The following is a 17,558-nucleotide window of genomic DNA, read 5'->3' as shown; positions in this document are numbered from 1 at the left end:
GCCGGCTATTATAGCGGCGCCCTCCGTCTCATGAGTCCAGCGAACATGACTGTCGCCAAAGCAGAAGTTGTTATCACCTATTGCACCCAATGCCAGTGGCTGCTGCGCGCCGCGTGGCTGGCGCAGGAGTTGCTCAGCACGTTTGCCGATGATCTCGGCAAAGTCTCACTGGTGCCCGGCACCGGCGGGGTATTTCACATCACCTGCGCGGGTGTGCAGATCTGGGAACGCAAGGCCGATGGCGGTTTCCCCGAAGCCAAAGTGTTGAAACAGCGGGTTCGCGATCAGATTGATCCTGAACGCGATCTTGGGCACAACGACCGCGCTCAGTGAGATGCAGCTTCGGCAGCGACGGTTTTCTTGTTGGCCGAGCCTGACATCCGCGCCGACACCACGATGGCGATGATGATCAACGCGCCACCGATGAGCATGCGCAGCGTCGGGGTTTCACTGAACAGCAACCAGGCGATGGTGATGCCGTAGACCGGCTCCATGGCGAACACCACCGCCGCCGTGCGCGCCTTGATCACCGCGAGACTGGCGACGAACAGACTGTGCGCCACGCCCGTGCAGAACACCCCGAGCAGGGCGATCCACAGCCAGTCCAATGCGCGGACCTCACTCAGTTGTGGCGCTGCGAATGGCAACAGACACAACGCGACCACCACGTTCTGGCACAGCGCCGCCTGCACCGCCGGGATGCGCCCTGAGCTGGCGCGATTGGTCAGCGACAGCAGGGAAAACAGCAGGCCGGACAGCACCGCCCAGAGCAAACCGACGGTCGCGCCACTGCCCAGGTCGAACGCTGGCGTCACCAGCACCAGCCCGAGGCTCACCAGCACCACCAGCACGATTTCATTGGCGCGGATGCGCTCACGGAAAATCAGCCCTTCGAGAATCACCGTAAAGGCCGGGAAACTGGCAAAGCCCAACGTGGCGATGGCGACACCGGCAATCTTCACCGAAACGAAAAAACTCACCCAGTGTCCGGCCAGCAACACGCCGCTGAGCGCCAGGCGCCGCCAGTCCACCGCATGCAGTTTTTGCCAGCCGTTCTGGCTGGCGAAACGAGCGAAGAAAGCCAGCGCGAGCACGGCAAACGCGGCGCGGCCGAAGACGATAACTGCCGGCGACGCGGCGGCGAGTTTGCCGAACACACCGGTCAGGCCGAACATCAAAGCGCCGATATGCAGGGCGCCAAGGGCGGTACGCGGAGTCATTGCAATCCTTGATCCAGACACAGTTCTTGATCGTTCCCACGCGCAGCAAAGGAATGCCTCCAGTGACGCAGAGCTTCACGGGCTGCATTCCCACGCGGGAGCATGGGAACGATCATCAAAAGAGCGCCAGTCTAAAGCGCTGGCGCCGTCGCGTCTGTCATCCGAATCCTCAATTTGTGAATGATGTGCGCTGTCACACGACTGACGCACGCCTGTCACGGTCGATTAACCGGACGCGCGCAAGCTGGCGAAAACATCGCAGAGGGTTGCCCATGACCAGCGCCGAGCTCGCCAGACCCAGCCGCAAACAACGGGTGCGAACCCTGTGGATCTCCGACGTGCACCTGGGCACGCGCGATTGCCAGGCCGAGCATTTATCGCAGTTTCTCAAGGGCTACCACGCCGACAAGATCTACCTGGTCGGCGACATCATCGACGGCTGGAAACTGCGCGGCGGCATGTACTGGCCGCAGGCACACACCAATGTCATCCGCCGTCTGCTGACCATGAGCAAGCGCGGCACCGAGGTCATTTACGTCACCGGCAACCACGATGAATTTCTAAGACGCTATTCGAAGCTGATTCTGGGCAATATCCAGTTGGTCGACGAGGCGGTGCATGTCACGGCAGATGGCCGTCATTTGTTGGTGATTCACGGCGATCAGTTCGACGTGATCACCCGTTATCACCGCTGGCTGGCGTTTCTCGGCGACTCCGCCTATGAATTCACCTTGACCCTAAATCGCTGGCTCAATCACTGGCGGGCGCGGTATGGCTACGGGTACTGGTCGTTGTCGGCGTACCTCAAGCACAAGGTCAAGACGGCGGTGAGTTTCATCAGCGACTTTGAGGAAGCCATCGCCCATGAATGCGTGAAGCGTGGACTGCATGGGGTGGTTTGCGGACACATTCACCATGCCGAGATTCGCAAGGTGGGCGAGGTCGATTACCTCAACTGCGGCGACTGGGTGGAGTCGTGCACGGCGCTGATCGAGCATTGGGATGGCACGATCGAGTTGTATCGGCTGGCGGATGCGCAGGCGCGCGAGGCGCAGTTGAAAGCGGCCAGGGTTGCCGAAATCGCCTGATCCACACAGATCCAGATGTGGGAGCGGGCTTGCTCGCGAATGCGCTGTGTCAGACAAGCAAATATCAACTGACACACTGCTTTCGCGAGCAAGCCCGCTCCCACTTTTTTTGATCTGCGGTGTGCTCAGGCCGGGCTGTGTTGCTCCATCGCCGCTTTGTAAATCGAGTTCTTCGGCTGCGCAAACAGCCGCTCCAACATCGGCTCGAAAAAGCTCAGCGGCAGGCTGTCGTAATCCGGATCAAACGCCGCCGCATCGTATTTGGCGCAAAACTCGGCCGTCGCTTGAAACTGCGGATGGTCCTTGAACTGCTCGCGCAGGTGCCGATCCATGCCCAGGTGATGAAAGAAGTAGTACCCCTGAAAGATTCCGTGCTTCTCGACCATCCACAGATTTTCGGCGCTGACAAACGGCTTGAGAATCGCCGCAGCAATGTCCGGGTGGTTGTAGGAGCCGAGGGTGTCCCCGATGTCGTGCAGCAGCGCGCAAACCACATACTCCTCGTCGCGGCCATCACGAAAGGCACGGGTCGCGGTTTGCAACGAGTGGGTCAGGCGATCCACGGGGAAACCACCGAAGTCGCCTTCGAGCAATTTCAAATGAGTGATGATCCGCGTCGGCAGCTGTCTGGCATAGGCGCTGAAGTCGGCGGCGATGATCGCCCAGTCTTCCTCGGTGCCGTCCTTCATGTGGGTAAAGCGGGCAGTGGCATTCACGGGCAGAGCCTCTTTCAGAACGCTACGCGACCCAGAATCATGTCGCGGTACATGACAAAGTCACCGAGCAGGCTGTACAGCGGATGCTGGAAAGTCGCCGGTCGGTTCTTTTCAAAGAAGAAATGCCCGATCCAGGCAAAGCTGTAGCCGGCCAGTGGCAAGGCCAGCAACAGCAGCCACGCACCTTTGGCGACGGTCAGGGCGAGGATGAAAATCACCAGGCTGGTGCCGATGAAATGCAAGCGCCGACAGGTGCTGTTGCTGTGCTCGCTGAGGTAATACGGGTAGAACTCAGCGAAGCTGTTGAATTGCTTTACGTTTTCCACGACTGCGATCTCTGTGGTTATTGTTCTGGCGACGAGTTGTGCGGCGGGTAGCTTATTTGAGTCTAGAGTGATCATGGGGGTGGGCCAGTGACAATCGGCGCCACTTTAGTATCCTTCGCAAATCGGCTCGCAAGATGCAGCCCATCATGTAAAAGAATAAGACGCCATGAGCGAACGAACGACTTCTGCAAGCTGGGCGATGGGGATTGTCAAAGCGCTGGAGATGGACGGCCTGGATTGCCGGGTTCTGTTCAAGCAACTGGGGCTCGATTACGCAGCGCTGGATGATCCGGACGCGCGCTTCCCGCAAGACTCCATGACCCGACTCTGGCAACGCGCGGTCGACTTGTCCGGCAACCCGGCGATCGGCCTGAACATGGGCAAGGTGGTGCGACCGGCCTCGTTTCATGTCGCCGGCTATGCGCTCATGTCGAGCAACACCCTGGCCGAAGGCTTTCAACGGCTGGTGCGTTATCAGCGCATCATCGCCGAAAGTGCCGACCTGAGTTTTCGTTTGCTCGATGAAGGGTATGGCCTGATCCTGACGGTTCACGGCGATCATCTGCCGCCGACCCGGCAAAGTGCCGAAGCGTCACTGGCCTGCGCCCTGGCGCTTTGCGGCTGGCTGAGCGGGCGCACGCTGCACCCGGTGAAAGTCTTGATGCAGGGCGATGAACCGGCTGACCTGGAACCTTACAAGCTAGCCTTTCATGCACCGATGACCTTCCGCGCGCCGTACGATGCGCTGATTTTCGAACGGGCCGACATGGAGGCGCCGCTGCCTACGGCCAATGAGGCGATGGCGCTGTTGCATGACCGTTTTGCCGGGGAATACCTCGCGCGGTTTTCCGAAAGCCGCGTGACTCACAAGGCGCGACAGGTGCTTTGTCGGCTGCTGCCTCAGGGCGAACCCAAGCGCGATACCGTGGCGCAGACCTTGCACCTGTCCCAGCGCACTCTGCAGCGACGCTTGCAAGAGGAGGGCACGAGTTTTCAGCAGTTGCTCGACGACACCCGGCGTGAACTGGCCGAGCAGTATCTGGCGCAGCCGGGCATGACCTTGCTGGAAATCGCCTACCTGCTGGGGTTCGCCGATCCGAGCAACTTCTTCCGTGCCTTTCGCCGCTGGTTCAACACCACGCCCGGCGATTACCGGACGCGGCTGTTGCAGGCGCCGGGCACGATCAATGACGCCAGAACGCCGGAATACACAGCACAAACACGGTAATGATCTCCAGTCGCCCGAGCAGCATGCCGAACGACAGGATCCACTTGGCCGCATCCGGCAGCGTGGCGAAGTTGCCCGCCGGGCCGATGGTTTCGCCCAGACCCGGGCCGACGCCGGAGACGGTGCTGGCGGCGCCGGTCAATGCCGTCATCCAGTCCACGCCGAGCAGCGACAGCAGCAGGGCGATTACGCAGATGGTGATGGCGAAGAAAAACGAAAAGGTCAGAATCGAGCGCACGATTTCTTCGTCGAGGCGGTGCCCGTTGTACTTCTGCTTGATCACCGCGCGGGGGTGAATCAGTTGGTTAAGGTTGGCCTTGAGCAGGATATAGGCGACCTGGAAACGGAAAATCTTGATCCCGCCCGCGGTCGATCCCGAGCAGCCGCCGACAAAGCCCAGATAGAAGAACAGCATCAGCGAGAAATTGCCCCACAGGCTGTAATCGCCCAGGGCAAACCCGGTGGTGGTAACTACTGAGGTCACGTTCAGCGCCACATGCCGCAGCGCCTCCAGCCAATGCAGTTGGGTGGTCCACCAGTACCAGGTGCCGAGCACCAGCCAGGTCACCAGCAGCATCGCCAGCAAACCCTGTACCTGTTGATCCCTGATCAGCGCCTTGCGGTTGCCGCGCAGCGTCGCCACGTACAGCGTGAACGGCAGGCTGCCGAGGATCATGATGACAATCGCCACCCAGTGCACCGCCGGTTGCGTCCATTTGGCGAGCGACTGGTCGGACGTCGAGAACCCACCCGTGGAGATGGCTGACATCGCGTGGTTGATAGCATCGAACGGGCTCATCCCCGCCCACCAGAACGCCAGGCTGCCGAGAATGGTAATGCCGACATATGCCGCCACGATCAGCCGCGCCACCATGTGCGAGCGCGGCATGACTTTTTCCGAGCGGTCCGAGGATTCGGTCTGGAACAGGCGCATGCCCCCGATGCGCAACAGCGGCAGAATCGCTACCGCCATACCGATAAAGCCGATGCCGCCGATCCAGTGCAACAGCGAGCGCCACATCAGGATGCCGGGCGACATGTTGTCGAGGCCGTTGAGCACCGTGGCCCCGGTGGCGGTGATGCCGGACATGCTTTCGAAAAATGAGTCGGTGTAGCTGATGTGCTGGGTCAGCAGAAACGGCAGCGCGGCGAAGATACACACCACCAGCCAACTGCTGACGGTCAGCAGATACATGTCCCGCGGGCGCAGGTGGATGTGTTCGGGTCTGCCGGGAATCACCAGGGCCAGGCCGGCGACGAAGGTGATCATGCTCGCCCAGAGGAACGACGGCAGGTCGCTGGTGCGCTCGAAAATCACCAGGGTGGCCATCGGCACGACCATGGCGACAGCCAGGGTGATCAGGAAGATGCCGATGATAAAACCAATGATCCGTAAGGTCGGCAACGCCATGGAGTCCGCTCGGGCTGATGTGGGAAGGGCGCCATTCTACCTGTGGGGCAGGGCATGTAAACCGGCAGGCGGTGCGCAGTTAAAGCTAGAATAGCCGCACATTTTTTTCAGGAGGTGGCCGATGCAGGCTCTCGACGCGTTGCTCAACCGTGTTTCCGTTCCCCGACTGGTCGAACCGGCCCCGACTGCCGAGCAGCGCCAGGCATTGTTTGGCGCGGCATTACGCGCGCCAGATCACGGGCACCTGCAGCCGTATCGCTTTCTGACCGTCGAAGGTGCGGCGCGTGAGCAGATGGGCGAGTTGCTGGCCGAGGCGGCGCAAATGCAGGAAGGCGAAGTCACTGAAGCGATGATCGACAAGGCCCGCAACGGCCCGTTGCGCGCGCCGCTGGTGGTCGTGGTGATCGCCAGATTGCAGGAACACGTCAAATATCCGAAGGCTGAGCAATTGCTGGCCGCCGGGTGCGCGGCGCACGGGATCTTGCTGGCGGCGTATGCGCAGGGGATTGGCGCGGTGTGGCGTACGGGCGAGCTGGCGTACTCGAAGCATGTCGCCAATGGTTTGGGGCTGGCAGCAGACGAGGAGGTGATTGCGTTTCTGTACCTCGGCACGCCGCAGAAGGAGCCGCGCGTGGCGGAGAAGGTCGACCTGGCGCAATTCGTCAGCGCCTGGCCCGGTAACGCCTGATACCCCCCGATCAAATGTAGGAGTGAGCCTGCTCGCGATTGCGGTGTGTCAGTCATTTCTTCAACAACTGACACTCCGCAATCGCGAGCAGGCTCACTCCTACAGGGCTTGCTCAGGCTGGACGATAACTCCCGGCACCAAGGGCAATTCCAGACTCGCCACAAACCCGCCCTGCGGATGATTGGCCAGCGTCAGGGTTCCGCCATGCCGTTCCGCCGCCCGCTTGGCAATCGCCAGTCCCAACCCGTGGCCGGCCGCCGTTTGCCCCGGCGCCCGATAGAACGGCTCGCCCAACTGACTCAGATGCTCGGCCTGCACCCCGGGCCCGTGGTCGCGCACGCTGATGACCATCCGCTCGCCCTGGCGTGAGGCCTGCAGTTCAATCGGTTGATCCGGCGGGTTGAAACGCTGGGCATTGCGCAGCAAGTTGTCGACGGCGCGTTCGATCATCGTCGGCCAGCCCTTGAGGTTCAGTTGCGGCTCGGCATTGAGTTGCACGACCTGTTCCGGCGACGCCAGTTGTGCGTCCTTCTGCAGCGTGGCGAGGAGCGCGTTCAAATCCACGTCTTCGGCGCTGGCATTGTCGGCATCGACCCGCGCCAGCACCAGAATTTCACTGATCAGCGCTTCAAGCCGATCACACTCGCGAGTCAGTCGTGGCCAGAGCTTTTCGCGTTCTTCAGGATTGGCCCGTTCCGCCAACGCCAAGGCAATGCGCAGGCGCGCCAGTGGTGAGCGCAATTCATGGGACACGTCGCGCAGCAACTGGCGCTGACTGCTGATCAGGCTTTGCAAGCGCGCGCCCATGCGGTTGAAGTCGGTAGCGAGTACGCCGAACTCATCACGGCGGTTGGCCAGTTTCGCCAGGCTGTTCTGCTGATACGTGGTTTGCCCCAGATCATGCACCGCGCCGCGCAGACGGCTGAGCGGGCGGGTGATGGATAGGGTCACCAGCAAGCTGAACAAGGTCAGTACCACCAAGGCGATGCCGAGTGCACTCAGCGGCCAGAGCAGGCTTTCGCGGTGCCACGAATCAAGCTCCGGATGCGGGATGCGATAAATGAACAAATAAGTGTCACCGGTTTTTGCACTGGTGAACTCGTCGGTCAGACGCCGCCACGGCAGGCGACGGTCATCGTTATTCTGCCGCGCTTCGAAGGCAGCGGCGCGACGCGGGAAGGTACCGCGGACCACCGGATCGCCGGTTTCGTTGAGCACCTGAACATCGATGTGGTACTGGCGTTTGCGTTGTTCGAGGATGTCTTGCGCGGCGTCTTCGCCCTGGGTTTCGTAGGTCTGCGTCCACTGCGCGGCGAGTGTGTTGAGGCCCGGATGGCGGCTGAGGATCCACGCGTCCTGGTTGAGCATGTGCCCGAGCAGAATCGACAGCCCGGCTACCAGAGCGATGGCCAGCCAGAAGCTTGCGAGAATTCGCCAGAACAGTGAACGCACAGAAACTCCTCAGACAACACAAAAACCATTGTAGGAGTGAGCCTGCTCGCGATAACGGTGGGTCAGTCAATTAATGCTTGTCTGATACACCGCTATCGCGAGCAGGCTCACTCCTACATCTGGATCGGTGGAAACAGGCCCGACGGGGTGAGCCGTCGGGCCTAGGGTTAACGCATTATTGCGCCTTTTGGGCCTGCTGCGCTTTCCAGGCCTTGAACTCGGCCCATTCGGCGCGGCGTTCGGCGCGTTTCTTCTGGATCTCGTCGAACTGCTTCTGTTGCTCCGGCTTCAGCAGCCCACGCACCTCGGACTCGGCTTTCTTGTGGTTGGCCGCGATCTCGTCCTTCATGGCTTTCTGGTCGGCCGGCGAGAGCTTTTCCAGGTACTTGTCGACCACTTGCTTACGCTCGTGCATCTGCTCGCCCATGATCTTGCGAATCTGCTCGCGTTGTTCGCGGGACAGGTCGAGCTGGCTGTACGGGCCTTTGCCGTGCATGCCGCCGTGCATCTGACCGCCGTGGCGCGGGCCGTCAAGCGGACCACCCAGCGGACCGCCATCCTGCGGCATGGCCATGGCCACGGTTGGCAGAGCGGCAGCGAACATCAGAGCGATAAGAGTCTTGCGCATGGTGTATCTCCTTGTCTCGTTCCCGGTACGTTCCGGATGAGTGCAGATTACGCAGATCAAGGTCAGCGGCGGTCAGCGCTGGGTAAAGCTTCGGTAAAGACCCTTCGTTCCCGAACTTACACATATCCTGTGCAGGAGCTGCCGAACGCTGCGATCTTTTGGATAATGCAAAGACACAGATTGTGATTGCTCTTCGACAACATCGTCGCTCAACGAAGAACAAAAAAGGCGTCGTCAGCACGTTTTGCCCCGCCTTCAAACCAGCGAGCACCGAGACTCCCTATGACAAATAAAACGTTTACAAGGCAACTCGGCCCATGGCTGGTGGCAGCTCTATCGGTCAATGCGATTTTTTTGGCTTTACTGATTCTTGATCATAGTTCGGAGGGGCACGACATGAAGATGATCAAAACTAAAGAACCATTGCTGATCGAAGGCCCAAATGGCGATGAGAATTACTATTTACTGCCGATGGGTACTACGCTATATCACGATAAAAGCTTTCCAGAAGGGCATGATCGTTATGTTGTGTACCTCAACCATAAAGGTACGATTGCTCACGAAGAAGTACCCATGAAACCTGAGTATGGCGGTTCGTTCATTGGTCCGCTCTGGCTGGCAAATGTTGATGCGGATATTTTGAAAGAAATTTTCAAGCGTTTTCCACTTTCCAAAAAAGACATCGCTGCCGCCATCAAGGCTAATGAGATAACCAAGGACGATTTGGCCGACATTATTCGTTCGATGCCCGACTGACCCCCTGAAGAACTACCGAAGGCAGCGATCTTCAAGCTGTGGAACGCGGAGCGTCCCCGGCTGCACTCCTTTGCGGCGTGTGGGAACGATCAGAAAAATCCAAAGCCAACCGCCTGCATCTAACCACTCACACAGTGAGCGCCAGCTCGCGCGCTGTTGATCTTGTTTCACCAGCGACGTCGGAAGGCTTCGTTGCGGGATTGATCCGGGCGTGGGAGCGCAGCGACCGTTCGACGAAGTCGAACACAGCGGGAGGAGGTGCAGCGAAGCAAACCGGAGACGCTGCACCCGGATCAGTCCCGCAGCGAAGGAACCCGAGCTTGCGAGGGCCGAACGCAGGAGCAAGCCTTTTGGGTTACCTTTTTGGCGTTTGAAAAAGGTGACCCGCTGTAAGAGCGGAACCTTAAGCAGCCGTTACCGCAGCAACGGATATATACGCAAAAAACTCGACCAAACGAACCCATCGCCAGCCGGCTCGCACAAGTGAAGTGCGCTGGTTCAAAGGCTGTAGTAGTAACCCCGACTACGCAGCGCAACGATGCGCGGGCGGCCGTCGGGGTGGGGGCCGATTTTTTTGCGCAGGTTGCTGACGTGCATGTCGAGGCTGCGGTCGTACAGGGTCAGCTTGCGGCCGAGCGCCAGTTGCGCCAGTTCCTGTTTGTCCAGCGGCTCGCCGGGCTGCTTGAGCAGGGCTTCGAGCAGGCGGCTCTCGGATACCGTCAGGGTCAGTTCTTTTTCGTCGATGCTGACCACGCCGCGCACCGGGCTGAAACTCAAATCACCCAGCTCAAGCTGCGTCGACACGGCGGCCGGGTGGCTACGGCGCAATACGGCGCGCAGGCGGGCGGTCAGTTCGCGTGGGTCGCAGGGTTTGGCCAGATAATCGTCGGCGCCCAGTTCGAGGCCGAGGATACGGTCCAGCGGTTCGCCACGTGCTGAAAGCATCAGCACCGGCAGGTCGGCGTGGTCGTTGCGCAATTGCTTGAGCAGTTCCAGACCGCTGCCGTCGGGCAGCATCACGTCCAGTACCACCGCCGCCGGGGCGGTTTCGGCCAAGGCCTTGCGGGCGCTCTGGCCATCGTGGCAGGCGCGCACCTGGAAGCCTTCCTGGCTCAACCAGCTACTCAGGAGTTCACACAACTCCTGGTCATCATCAATCAGTAACAGCTCGCTCATGACTCACTCAATTTAGCCACTGCCGACGTTTTCGGCTTGCACCACTGGCAAAGATACCGCAGAGCAGCGCCAATAGCGCTACTCCAGCGCCGGTGACGAACCATTGCTGTTGATCGGTCAGCAGACGCGGCAACGGACTCGTCTGGGCTTCCTTGAGTTGCAGCTTCAAGCGCTGATTCTCTTGGCGCAGCCGGGCGAGTTGGGCGCTTTCGCGGGTGTTGTCGGCATTTTGCAGTTGTTTGTTCAGTTCTTCGCGTTGCTGCTCGCTGGCCTTGAGGCGCTGCTGCAACTCGGTGATCTGACTGCCGGCACTCAGCGACAATGGCGTGGAGCTGCCACCCTCGGTGGTTTCCTCACCATGGGCGGGCGCCATGATCGACAACGTGAGCAACATCAGACACAACGGACCCTTGCGCATCGCGACACCTGTTTCCAAATGGATATTGGGCAGGTTGTCGGCAGGCAAACGAGAATAATGAGCGATTGAGATGGGTGAGAAGCGAGAAGGTTCAGTGCTGCGAGTAATGCAGAGGGATGGCGCATGATGAAACTGTGGCGAGGGAGCTTGCTCCCGCGGGACTGCGCAGCAGTCCCACTGCTTTTGAGTTGAAAAAGCGGGGGGCGCTTCGCTCCCCAGCGGGACGGTGCGACGATTCGACAAGCTCCCTCGCCACAGTGGGGATTACGGCAGAACTTGTTTGAAAGGCTTGACGATCACGTTGGCGTAGACGCCTGCGGCGATATACGGATCGGCATCAGCCCAGGCTTGTGCGGCGTTCAGCGAATCGAATTCGGCAACGATCAGGCTGCCGGTGAATCCCGCTGCGCCCGGATCATTGCTGTCGACGGCCGGGTGCGGGCCGGCCAGGACGATGCGGCCTTCGCCCTTGAGCGCTTCCAGGCGTTGCAGATGCGCCGGGCGTGCAGCCAGGCGTGCTTCGAGCGAGTTGGCGACGTCTGTGGCAATGATTGCGTAGAGCATGTCAGTCCTCGGTTTTTGGTGTTGTGGTATCGGCGTCGTGCAGGTGACGAGACAGGTAGATGCCTTGCGCGACCAGGAACAGCACCGTCATGCCCAGGCTGCCGAACACCTTGAAGTCGACCCAGATGCTCTGGAAAGTGAAGGCAACGAACAGGTTGGCCGCGCCGCAGAACAGGAAAAAGCCGATCCAGGCGATGTTCAGGCGCGTCCACACCGGGTCCGGCAATGTCAGCGCGTGGCCCATGATGCGCTTGATCAGCAGGCGGTCACCGATGAAGTGGCTGCCGATGAAGGCCGCGGCGAACAGCCAGTTGACCACCGGCGCTTTCCATTTCAGGAAGGTTTCGCTGTGGAAGGCCAGCGTCAGGCTGCCGAACACCAGGCAGGCAATCAGCGTCAGCCATTGGCTCTTTTCCAGCTTGCGCTGTTTGATGAACAGGGCGCCGTACACCACCAGAGAACTGATGATCAGCATCGCCGTAGCGCTGTAGATTCCGCCTACGGTCACTTCATGCCCGGCGATGTCGACGACCCGAGGGTCAAGTTTGTAAACAATGAAGAACAGCAGAAGCGGGATGAAATCGATGAATTGTTTCACAGTGAGAGCCAGAAGCTGGATGTGTCGGCATAATAACAAACATATGGGCGCGCGATAGCGCCGGCTGATTTGAGGTTACAACTCCCCGTGAATGTTGATTTGCACTGCCACAGCACGGCCTCCGACGGCGCCCTGGCGCCCGCGGTACTGGTTGCGCGTGCGTTCGAGAACGGCGTGCGAGTCTTGTCCCTGACCGACCATGACACCCTCGAAGGCCTCGCCGAAGCGCGTTCGGCCGCCAACGAGCTGGGCATGCAACTGGTCAACGGCGTCGAGTTGTCCTGCACCTGGGGCGGGGCGACCATTCATGTGCTGGGCTACGGTTTCGACGTCAACGCTGCACCGCTGGTCGAGGCCATCGCTAAATTGCACGATGGCCGCTGGCTACGGTCGGAAGAAATAAGCCGCAAGCTCGCCCTCAAGGGCATGCCCGGTGCCCTTGAGGGCGCCCGACAGGTCCAGCAGGAGCTGGGCGACAGCGGCAACGCGCCGGCCCGGCCGCATTTCGCCGACTGGATGGTGCGTGAAGGTTACGTAAAGGATCGCGCCGAGGCGTTTCGCAAATGGCTCGGCGCCGGCAAGCTCGGTGACGTCAAGCTGCATTGGCCGACCCTGGAAGACACCGTTGGCACGCTGCGCGCCGCGGGCGCCTGGGTCAGCTTGGCACATCCCTGGCACTACGATTTCACCCGCAGCAAGCGCCGGAAGCTGATTGCCGACTATATTCAAGCAGGCGGGCACGCAATCGAGGTGGTCAACGGCCATCAGCCTGCGGAGCAGGTGGGCAGCCTGGCGATCCTTGCCCGTGAGTTCGGTCTGCTGGTCAGCGCCGGCAGTGACTTCCATGGCCCTGGCGGCTGGTCCGAGATCGGCCAGTACCGGCCGGTTCCCGAGGACCTTCCACCCCTGTGGTGTCGGTTCAAACATGACACAGATATTGCCGCCGTCTGAACAGGTAGAGAACGTGAGTCAATTTTTCCAGATACATCCGGAAAACCCGCAAGCGCGCCTGATCAAACAGGCGGTAGAGATCATCCGCAAGGGCGGGGTGGTGGTTTATCCCACGGACTCGTCCTACGCCATCGGTTGCCAGATCGGCGACAAGACCGCCATCGAGCGTGTACGCCGCCTGCGCCAGCTCGATGAAAAGCACAACTTCGCGCTGATCTGCAGCGACCTGTCGCAACTGGGTAACTACGCCAAGATCGACACCGGCACCTTCCGTATCCTGAAGGCGCATCTGCCGGGGCCTTACACCTTCATTCTCAACGCTACCCGTGAAGTGCCGCGTCTGTTGCTGCATCCGAAGAAACGCACGATCGGCCTGCGCGTGCCAAGCCATCCGATTGCCCTGGCGCTGTTGGCCGAACTCGGCGAGCCGCTGATGAGCGTGACCCTGATCATGCCCGGCGACGAAGATCCGCTCAGCGATCCGTACGAAATGCGCCAGTTGCTTGAGCATCAGGTGGACTTGATCGTCGACGGCGGCTTCGGTGGTATCAAGGCCTCGACGGTCATCGATCTGACCGGCGACGACCCGGAAGTGGTCCGTGTCGGTTGCGGCGATCCGACGCCGTTCATGGTCGAGGCCTGAATGTCCGCAGTGGAAACCGTGGTCGATCCCCAGGCCGGCGCTCAGCAGGAACTGCCGTTTGCGATGGTCTATGGCCAGGCGGTCATGGAAATGCCGCTGGACCTGTACATTCCGCCCGATGCGCTGGAAGTCTTCCTTGAAGCGTTCGAGGGCCCGCTCGACTTGCTGCTGTACCTGATCCGCAAACAGAACATCAATATTCTCGACATTCCGGTGGCGGAGATCACCCGCCAGTACATGGGTTATGTCGAGTTGATGCAGTCGGTGCGCCTGGAACTGGCCGCCGAATACCTGGTCATGGCCGCGATGCTGGCCGAGATCAAGTCGCGCATGCTCCTGCCTCGCGCCGAAACCGTCGAAGACGAAGAGGACGACCCGCGCGCCGAACTGATCCGCCGCTTGCAGGAATATGAACGCTTCAAGGCGGCCGCCGAAGGTATCGATGGCCTGAGCCGGGTCGGCCGCGATGTGATCGTGCCCAGACTCGACGCGCCAGAAGCGCGGGCGCGCAAGCTGTTGCCCGATGTCGCGCTGGAAGAAATCCTGATGTGCATGGCCGAAGTGCTGCGCCGTGGCGACATGTTCGAAAGTCACCAGGTCAGCCGCGAGGCGCTGTCTACGCGCGAGCGCATGAGCGATGTGCTGGAACGGCTCAAGGGCGGCGGTTTTGTGCCGTTTGTCGAACTGTTCACCGCCGAAGAAGGCCGCCTCGGTGTGGTAGTGACCTTTATGGCGATCCTTGAACTGGTCAAGGAATCCTTGGTCGAGCTAGTGCAGAATGAGCCGTTCGCCGCGATCCACGTGCGAGCCCGAGCCGAATAACGAGTCCAAACATGAACCTGACTGAACCCCGCGAGCTGGCGCCCCTGCTTGAAGCCTTTCTGTTGGCCTCGGGAAAACCGCAATCACTTGAGCGCCTGTTCGAACTGTTCGAAGAAGGCGAGCGGCCGGAGCCAGCGGTCTTCAAGAAAGCTTTGACCCTGCTCGGCAAGTCCTGCGAGGGCCGCGCCTTCGAACTCAAGGAAGTCTCGTCGGGCTATCGCCTGCAGATCCGCGAGAAGTTCTCGCCCTGGGTCGGTCGACTGTGGGAAGAGCGCCCGCAACGCTACTCGCGTGCCTTGCTGGAAACCATTGCGCTGATCGCCTACCGCCAGCCGATCACCCGTGGCGAAATCGAAGACGTGCGCGGTGTGGCGGTCAACAGCAACATCGTCAAGACTTTGCTGGAGCGCGAGTGGATTCGCGTCGTCGGCTACCGCGACGTGCCGGGCAAACCGGCGATGTTTGCCACGACCAAGGCGTTTCTCGATCACTTCAACCTGAAAAACCTTGAGGACCTGCCGCCGCTGGCCGAACTGCGTGAGATGGAAGCCGAGCCGGTGCTGGATTTCGACGACGCGCCGGTGCCGCAGAATCTGCAGGAACTGGCCGATGCCAGCGCCGAGCCGGAGGAAGAGAAGGAAGAAACCAGTTTCCACAGTTTGCTGCTGGAACTGGACAGCATGGAAGAGGGGATCAAGACCGATTTCGACGATTTGCTGCGCGATGCGGCGGATGGCGAAGCGCCGGTGTCTGAGCCCGAGATCACCGAGCCGGCGGTAGAAGTTGAACCGCCTGAAGCCGAACCGGAAGAAGACATTCTCGGTGTCGCCGAGGCCCGCGAGAAACTCCTGGCTGCCGTTGCCGCCCTCGAACAGCCAGAACCCGAACTCAGCGAAGAAGAAACCGAAGCCCGCGCACTGGCCGAAGCCATCGAAGCCGAACGGCGCGAATTCGAGGACTGACCCGATCACAAGAACACCGCCATCCCTTGTAGGAGTGAGCCTGCTCGCGATAGCGGTGTCTCTGACAAGAAGATGTCGACTGACACACCGCAATCGCGAGCAGGCTCACTCCTACAAGGGATCTGTGTTTTTCTGGAGAACGCGATGAGCTCAACCAAAGACCCCTGCATCAGTCTCTGCAAATTTTCCGACGACATTTGCCTCGGTTGCGGCCGCAGCAAGCGCGAGATCAAGGCCTGGAAGAAGCTCGACAAGGACGACAAGCGCACGGTGCTGGCTGAAGCCGCGTTGCGCCTGATCAAACTGGGCGGTGCCGGTCGGCGGAAAAAGAAATAACTGTCGATCGATCAGCTAGTCTCTGATGCGCGATGGCGCACATCCGCGTATGATTCGCGACCCTTCGGCGATCCCTTCGCCCGAAAACACAGTTTTCAATGCTTCAGGCGCCGCCTGAACAGACCACACCGGGAGGTGCCCAGATGAGTGACATCAATCAGAAAGACGACCAGGAAATCGGCCCAGCAGGCGAAAAACTGCAGAAAGTCCTCGCCCGTATCGGCGTCGGCTCGCGCCGTGACGTCGAAGCCTGGATCAGCCAGGGCCGGATCAAGGTCAATGGCAAAGACGCCACCCTCGGCCTGCGCGTCGACATGCACGACGCCATCACTATCGATGGCAAGGTGATCAAACGCGAAGAGGCTGCCGAGTCGGTGCGCCGCGTGATCATGTACAACAAGCCCGACGGCGAAATTTGCACCCGTGACGACCCGGAAGGCCGTCCGACCGTGTTCGACAAGCTGCCGCGTCCGAAAGAAGGCCGCTGGATCAACATCGGTCGTCTCGACATCAACACCACCGGTCTGCTGATGTTCACCACCGACGGTGAACTGGCCAACCGCCTGATGCACCCGTCCTACGAGATGGACCGCGAGTACGCCGTGCGTGTCCGTGGTGAAGTTGACGACGAGATGATTGAACGCCTCAAGGCCGGTGTGGTGCTGGAAGACGGTCCGGCCAAGTTCACCGACATCAAGCAGGCGCCGGGTGGCGAAGGCTTCAACCACTGGTATCACTGCGTGGTAATGGAAGGCCGCAACCGTGAAGTGCGTCGTCTGTGGGAATCGCAGGGTCTGGTGGTCAGCCGTCTGAAGCGCGTGCGCTTCGGTCCGGTGTTCCTCAACTCCGACTTGCCGATGGGCCGCTGGCGCGAAATGAGCCAGTACGAAGTCGACATCCTCAGTGCTGAAGTCGGCCTGACGCCGGTAGCCATGCCGCAACTGAACGCCAAGAGCAAGGACAAGCTGGAGCGTATGCAGCGTAAATCGTCGCGGCCGATGGCCAAGACCGAGCGCGTGCGCACCTTGCGCCCAGCCGCTGGCGCACCGACCGGTCCACGTCCGGGCCGCGAGCCGCAGATCGAAGGCGAGCGTCCAGGTCGCAAGCCGGTTGCCCGTGACGGCGAGCGTGCACCGCGTCCAGCCAATGGCCGTACCGAGCGTGGCGAACGTGGCGCGCCTGCCGGTCGCGGTACGCCGGTGGCCGATCGTCCAGCGGACACCACCAACAAGCGTCCGGCCAAACCGGCGCCGAAGCGTCCGGGGATCAAACTGGTCGACGGTGACAAGCCCTCGGGCAAGCGCCGTGGCGCACCAGCGGGCTCGGGTCAGCGTCCGGGGTTTGGTCGCAAGAAGCCGGAATAAGGCAGCTGTGAGCTTCTAGCGGCAAGCTTCAAGCTAAAACAAAACGCCAACTTCAGGGTTGGCGTTTTTTTTCGTCTGGCGAAAGATTTGCATTGCCTGACCCGGCCCCTTCGCGGGCAAGCCCGCTCCCACAGGGTTTTGAGTTGTTCAAGATATTACGTACACCAATGAAACCTGTGGGAGCGGGCTTGCCCGCGAAGCGGCCAGTAGT

Annotated in this window: 21 protein-coding genes; 11 read left to right on the top strand and 10 right to left on the bottom strand. The window is 60.6% G+C overall.

Features of this window, described 5'->3' with window-relative positions; all coding sequences use genetic code 11:
• Positions 1-45: 45 nt before the first annotated feature.
• Positions 46-333 carry a SelT/SelW/SelH family protein gene (locus tag HU739_RS10250; protein ID WP_186550824.1) on the top strand — a complete coding sequence of 96 codons (288 nt, stop codon included), beginning with the start codon at positions 46-48 and terminating at the stop codon, positions 331-333.
• Here HU739_RS10250 and HU739_RS10245 read toward each other — a convergent pair.
• Positions 327-1,220 carry a DMT family transporter gene (locus HU739_RS10245; RefSeq protein ID WP_186550822.1) on the bottom strand — a complete coding sequence of 298 codons (894 nt, stop codon included), beginning with the start codon at positions 1,218-1,220 and terminating at the stop codon, positions 327-329. The genes HU739_RS10250 and HU739_RS10245 overlap by 7 nt on opposite strands.
• A gap of 272 nt (positions 1,221-1,492) precedes the next feature.
• On the opposite strand from HU739_RS10245, the gene HU739_RS10240 reads away from it, so the two are divergent.
• Positions 1,493-2,308: a UDP-2,3-diacylglucosamine diphosphatase gene (locus HU739_RS10240; protein ID WP_186550820.1), complete on the top strand. Its 816-nt coding sequence runs from the start codon at positions 1,493-1,495 to the stop codon at positions 2,306-2,308.
• Between the two features lie 125 nt (positions 2,309-2,433).
• Here HU739_RS10240 and HU739_RS10235 read toward each other — a convergent pair whose 3' ends face one another.
• Together HU739_RS10235 and HU739_RS10230 are read right to left on the bottom strand one after the other, a co-directional pair.
• Positions 2,434-3,024 (bottom strand): HD domain-containing protein, encoded by a 591-nt coding sequence (locus tag HU739_RS10235; protein WP_186550818.1) that lies wholly within the window; start codon positions 3,022-3,024, stop codon positions 2,434-2,436.
• 14 nt (positions 3,025-3,038) lie between these two features.
• On the bottom strand, positions 3,039-3,350 hold the full coding sequence (locus HU739_RS10230) for a DUF962 domain-containing protein (RefSeq protein WP_186550816.1): 312 nt from the start codon (positions 3,348-3,350) through the stop codon (positions 3,039-3,041).
• Positions 3,351-3,516: 166 nt separating this feature from the next.
• Between HU739_RS10230 and HU739_RS10225 the strand changes: the two genes are divergently transcribed.
• Positions 3,517-4,578, top strand: a complete 1,062-nt coding sequence (locus HU739_RS10225) for an AraC family transcriptional regulator (protein WP_202884244.1) — start codon at positions 3,517-3,519, stop codon at positions 4,576-4,578.
• Here HU739_RS10225 and HU739_RS10220 read toward each other — a convergent pair.
• Complete coding sequence (locus HU739_RS10220; protein WP_186550814.1) at positions 4,535-5,989, bottom strand: TrkH family potassium uptake protein; 1,455 nt, start codon at positions 5,987-5,989, stop codon at positions 4,535-4,537. The two genes, HU739_RS10225 and HU739_RS10220, sit on opposite strands and share 44 nt — an antisense overlap.
• Before the next feature lie 121 nt (positions 5,990-6,110).
• On the opposite strand from HU739_RS10220, the gene HU739_RS10215 reads away from it, so the two are divergent.
• Positions 6,111-6,677 carry a nitroreductase family protein gene (locus HU739_RS10215; protein ID WP_186550812.1) on the top strand — a complete coding sequence of 189 codons (567 nt, stop codon included), beginning with the start codon at positions 6,111-6,113 and terminating at the stop codon, positions 6,675-6,677.
• Between the two features lie 99 nt (positions 6,678-6,776).
• On the opposite strand, the gene HU739_RS10210 is transcribed toward HU739_RS10215, so the two are convergent.
• Both HU739_RS10210 and HU739_RS10205 read right to left on the bottom strand, forming a co-directional pair.
• The gene (locus HU739_RS10210) at positions 6,777-8,129 is read right to left on the bottom strand and encodes a sensor histidine kinase (protein ID WP_186550810.1); all 1,353 of its coding nucleotides are present in this window, start codon (positions 8,127-8,129) and stop codon (positions 6,777-6,779) included.
• A 175-nt stretch (positions 8,130-8,304) separates the two neighbouring features.
• A complete protein-coding gene (locus tag HU739_RS10205; RefSeq protein ID WP_186550808.1) occupies positions 8,305-8,757 on the bottom strand; it encodes a Spy/CpxP family protein refolding chaperone in 453 nt (150 codons plus the stop codon).
• A gap of 282 nt (positions 8,758-9,039) precedes the next feature.
• Here HU739_RS10205 and HU739_RS10200 point away from each other — a divergent pair, with 282 nt between their 5' ends.
• Positions 9,040-9,513, top strand: coding sequence for a hypothetical protein (locus HU739_RS10200; protein ID WP_186550806.1), 474 nt, complete (start codon positions 9,040-9,042; stop codon positions 9,511-9,513).
• Positions 9,514-10,011: 498 nt separating this feature from the next.
• On the opposite strand, the gene HU739_RS10195 is transcribed toward HU739_RS10200, so the two are convergent.
• The 4 genes from HU739_RS10195 to HU739_RS10180 form a co-directional block, all read right to left on the bottom strand.
• Positions 10,012-10,689: a response regulator transcription factor gene (locus HU739_RS10195; RefSeq protein WP_016771129.1), complete on the bottom strand. Its 678-nt coding sequence runs from the start codon at positions 10,687-10,689 to the stop codon at positions 10,012-10,014.
• A gap of 7 nt (positions 10,690-10,696) precedes the next feature.
• The gene (locus HU739_RS10190) at positions 10,697-11,107 is read right to left on the bottom strand and encodes a translation initiation factor 2 (protein ID WP_186550804.1); all 411 of its coding nucleotides are present in this window, start codon (positions 11,105-11,107) and stop codon (positions 10,697-10,699) included.
• A gap of 264 nt (positions 11,108-11,371) precedes the next feature.
• Positions 11,372-11,671, bottom strand: a complete 300-nt coding sequence (locus HU739_RS10185; RefSeq protein ID WP_186550802.1) for a YciI family protein — start codon at positions 11,669-11,671, stop codon at positions 11,372-11,374.
• Position 11,672: 1 nt separating this feature from the next.
• Entirely contained in the window at positions 11,673-12,269 is a 597-nt protein-coding gene (locus HU739_RS10180) for a septation protein A (RefSeq protein ID WP_186550800.1), read from the bottom strand.
• Positions 12,270-12,356: 87 nt separating this feature from the next.
• On the opposite strand from HU739_RS10180, the gene HU739_RS10175 reads away from it, so the two are divergent.
• The 6 genes from HU739_RS10175 (at position 12,357) to rluB (ending at position 17,347) form a co-directional block, all read left to right on the top strand.
• The gene (locus HU739_RS10175; RefSeq protein ID WP_186550798.1) at positions 12,357-13,220 is read left to right on the top strand and encodes a PHP domain-containing protein; all 864 of its coding nucleotides are present in this window, start codon (positions 12,357-12,359) and stop codon (positions 13,218-13,220) included.
• Between the two features lie 13 nt (positions 13,221-13,233).
• Positions 13,234-13,863, top strand: a complete 630-nt coding sequence (locus tag HU739_RS10170) for an L-threonylcarbamoyladenylate synthase (protein WP_038363745.1) — start codon at positions 13,234-13,236, stop codon at positions 13,861-13,863.
• A 123-nt stretch (positions 13,864-13,986) separates the two neighbouring features.
• A complete protein-coding gene (locus HU739_RS10165; protein WP_174245102.1) occupies positions 13,987-14,685 on the top strand; it encodes a segregation and condensation protein A in 699 nt (232 codons plus the stop codon).
• Positions 14,686-14,696: 11 nt separating this feature from the next.
• Positions 14,697-15,647: an SMC-Scp complex subunit ScpB gene (gene scpB / locus HU739_RS10160; protein WP_186550796.1), complete on the top strand. Its 951-nt coding sequence runs from the start codon at positions 14,697-14,699 to the stop codon at positions 15,645-15,647.
• Between the two features lie 144 nt (positions 15,648-15,791).
• A complete protein-coding gene (locus HU739_RS10155) occupies positions 15,792-15,983 on the top strand; it encodes a DUF1289 domain-containing protein (protein ID WP_016771121.1) in 192 nt (63 codons plus the stop codon).
• A 143-nt stretch (positions 15,984-16,126) separates the two neighbouring features.
• On the top strand, positions 16,127-17,347 hold the full coding sequence (rluB, locus tag HU739_RS10150; protein ID WP_186550794.1) for a 23S rRNA pseudouridine(2605) synthase RluB: 1,221 nt from the start codon (positions 16,127-16,129) through the stop codon (positions 17,345-17,347).
• Positions 17,348-17,558: the final 211 nt, after the last annotated feature.

It is taken from the genome of Pseudomonas hamedanensis, assembly GCF_014268595.2.
GTDB classification, from domain to species: domain Bacteria; phylum Pseudomonadota; class Gammaproteobacteria; order Pseudomonadales; family Pseudomonadaceae; genus Aquipseudomonas; species Aquipseudomonas hamedanensis.
This window is presented reverse-complemented; position numbering and strand designations above follow the sequence as displayed.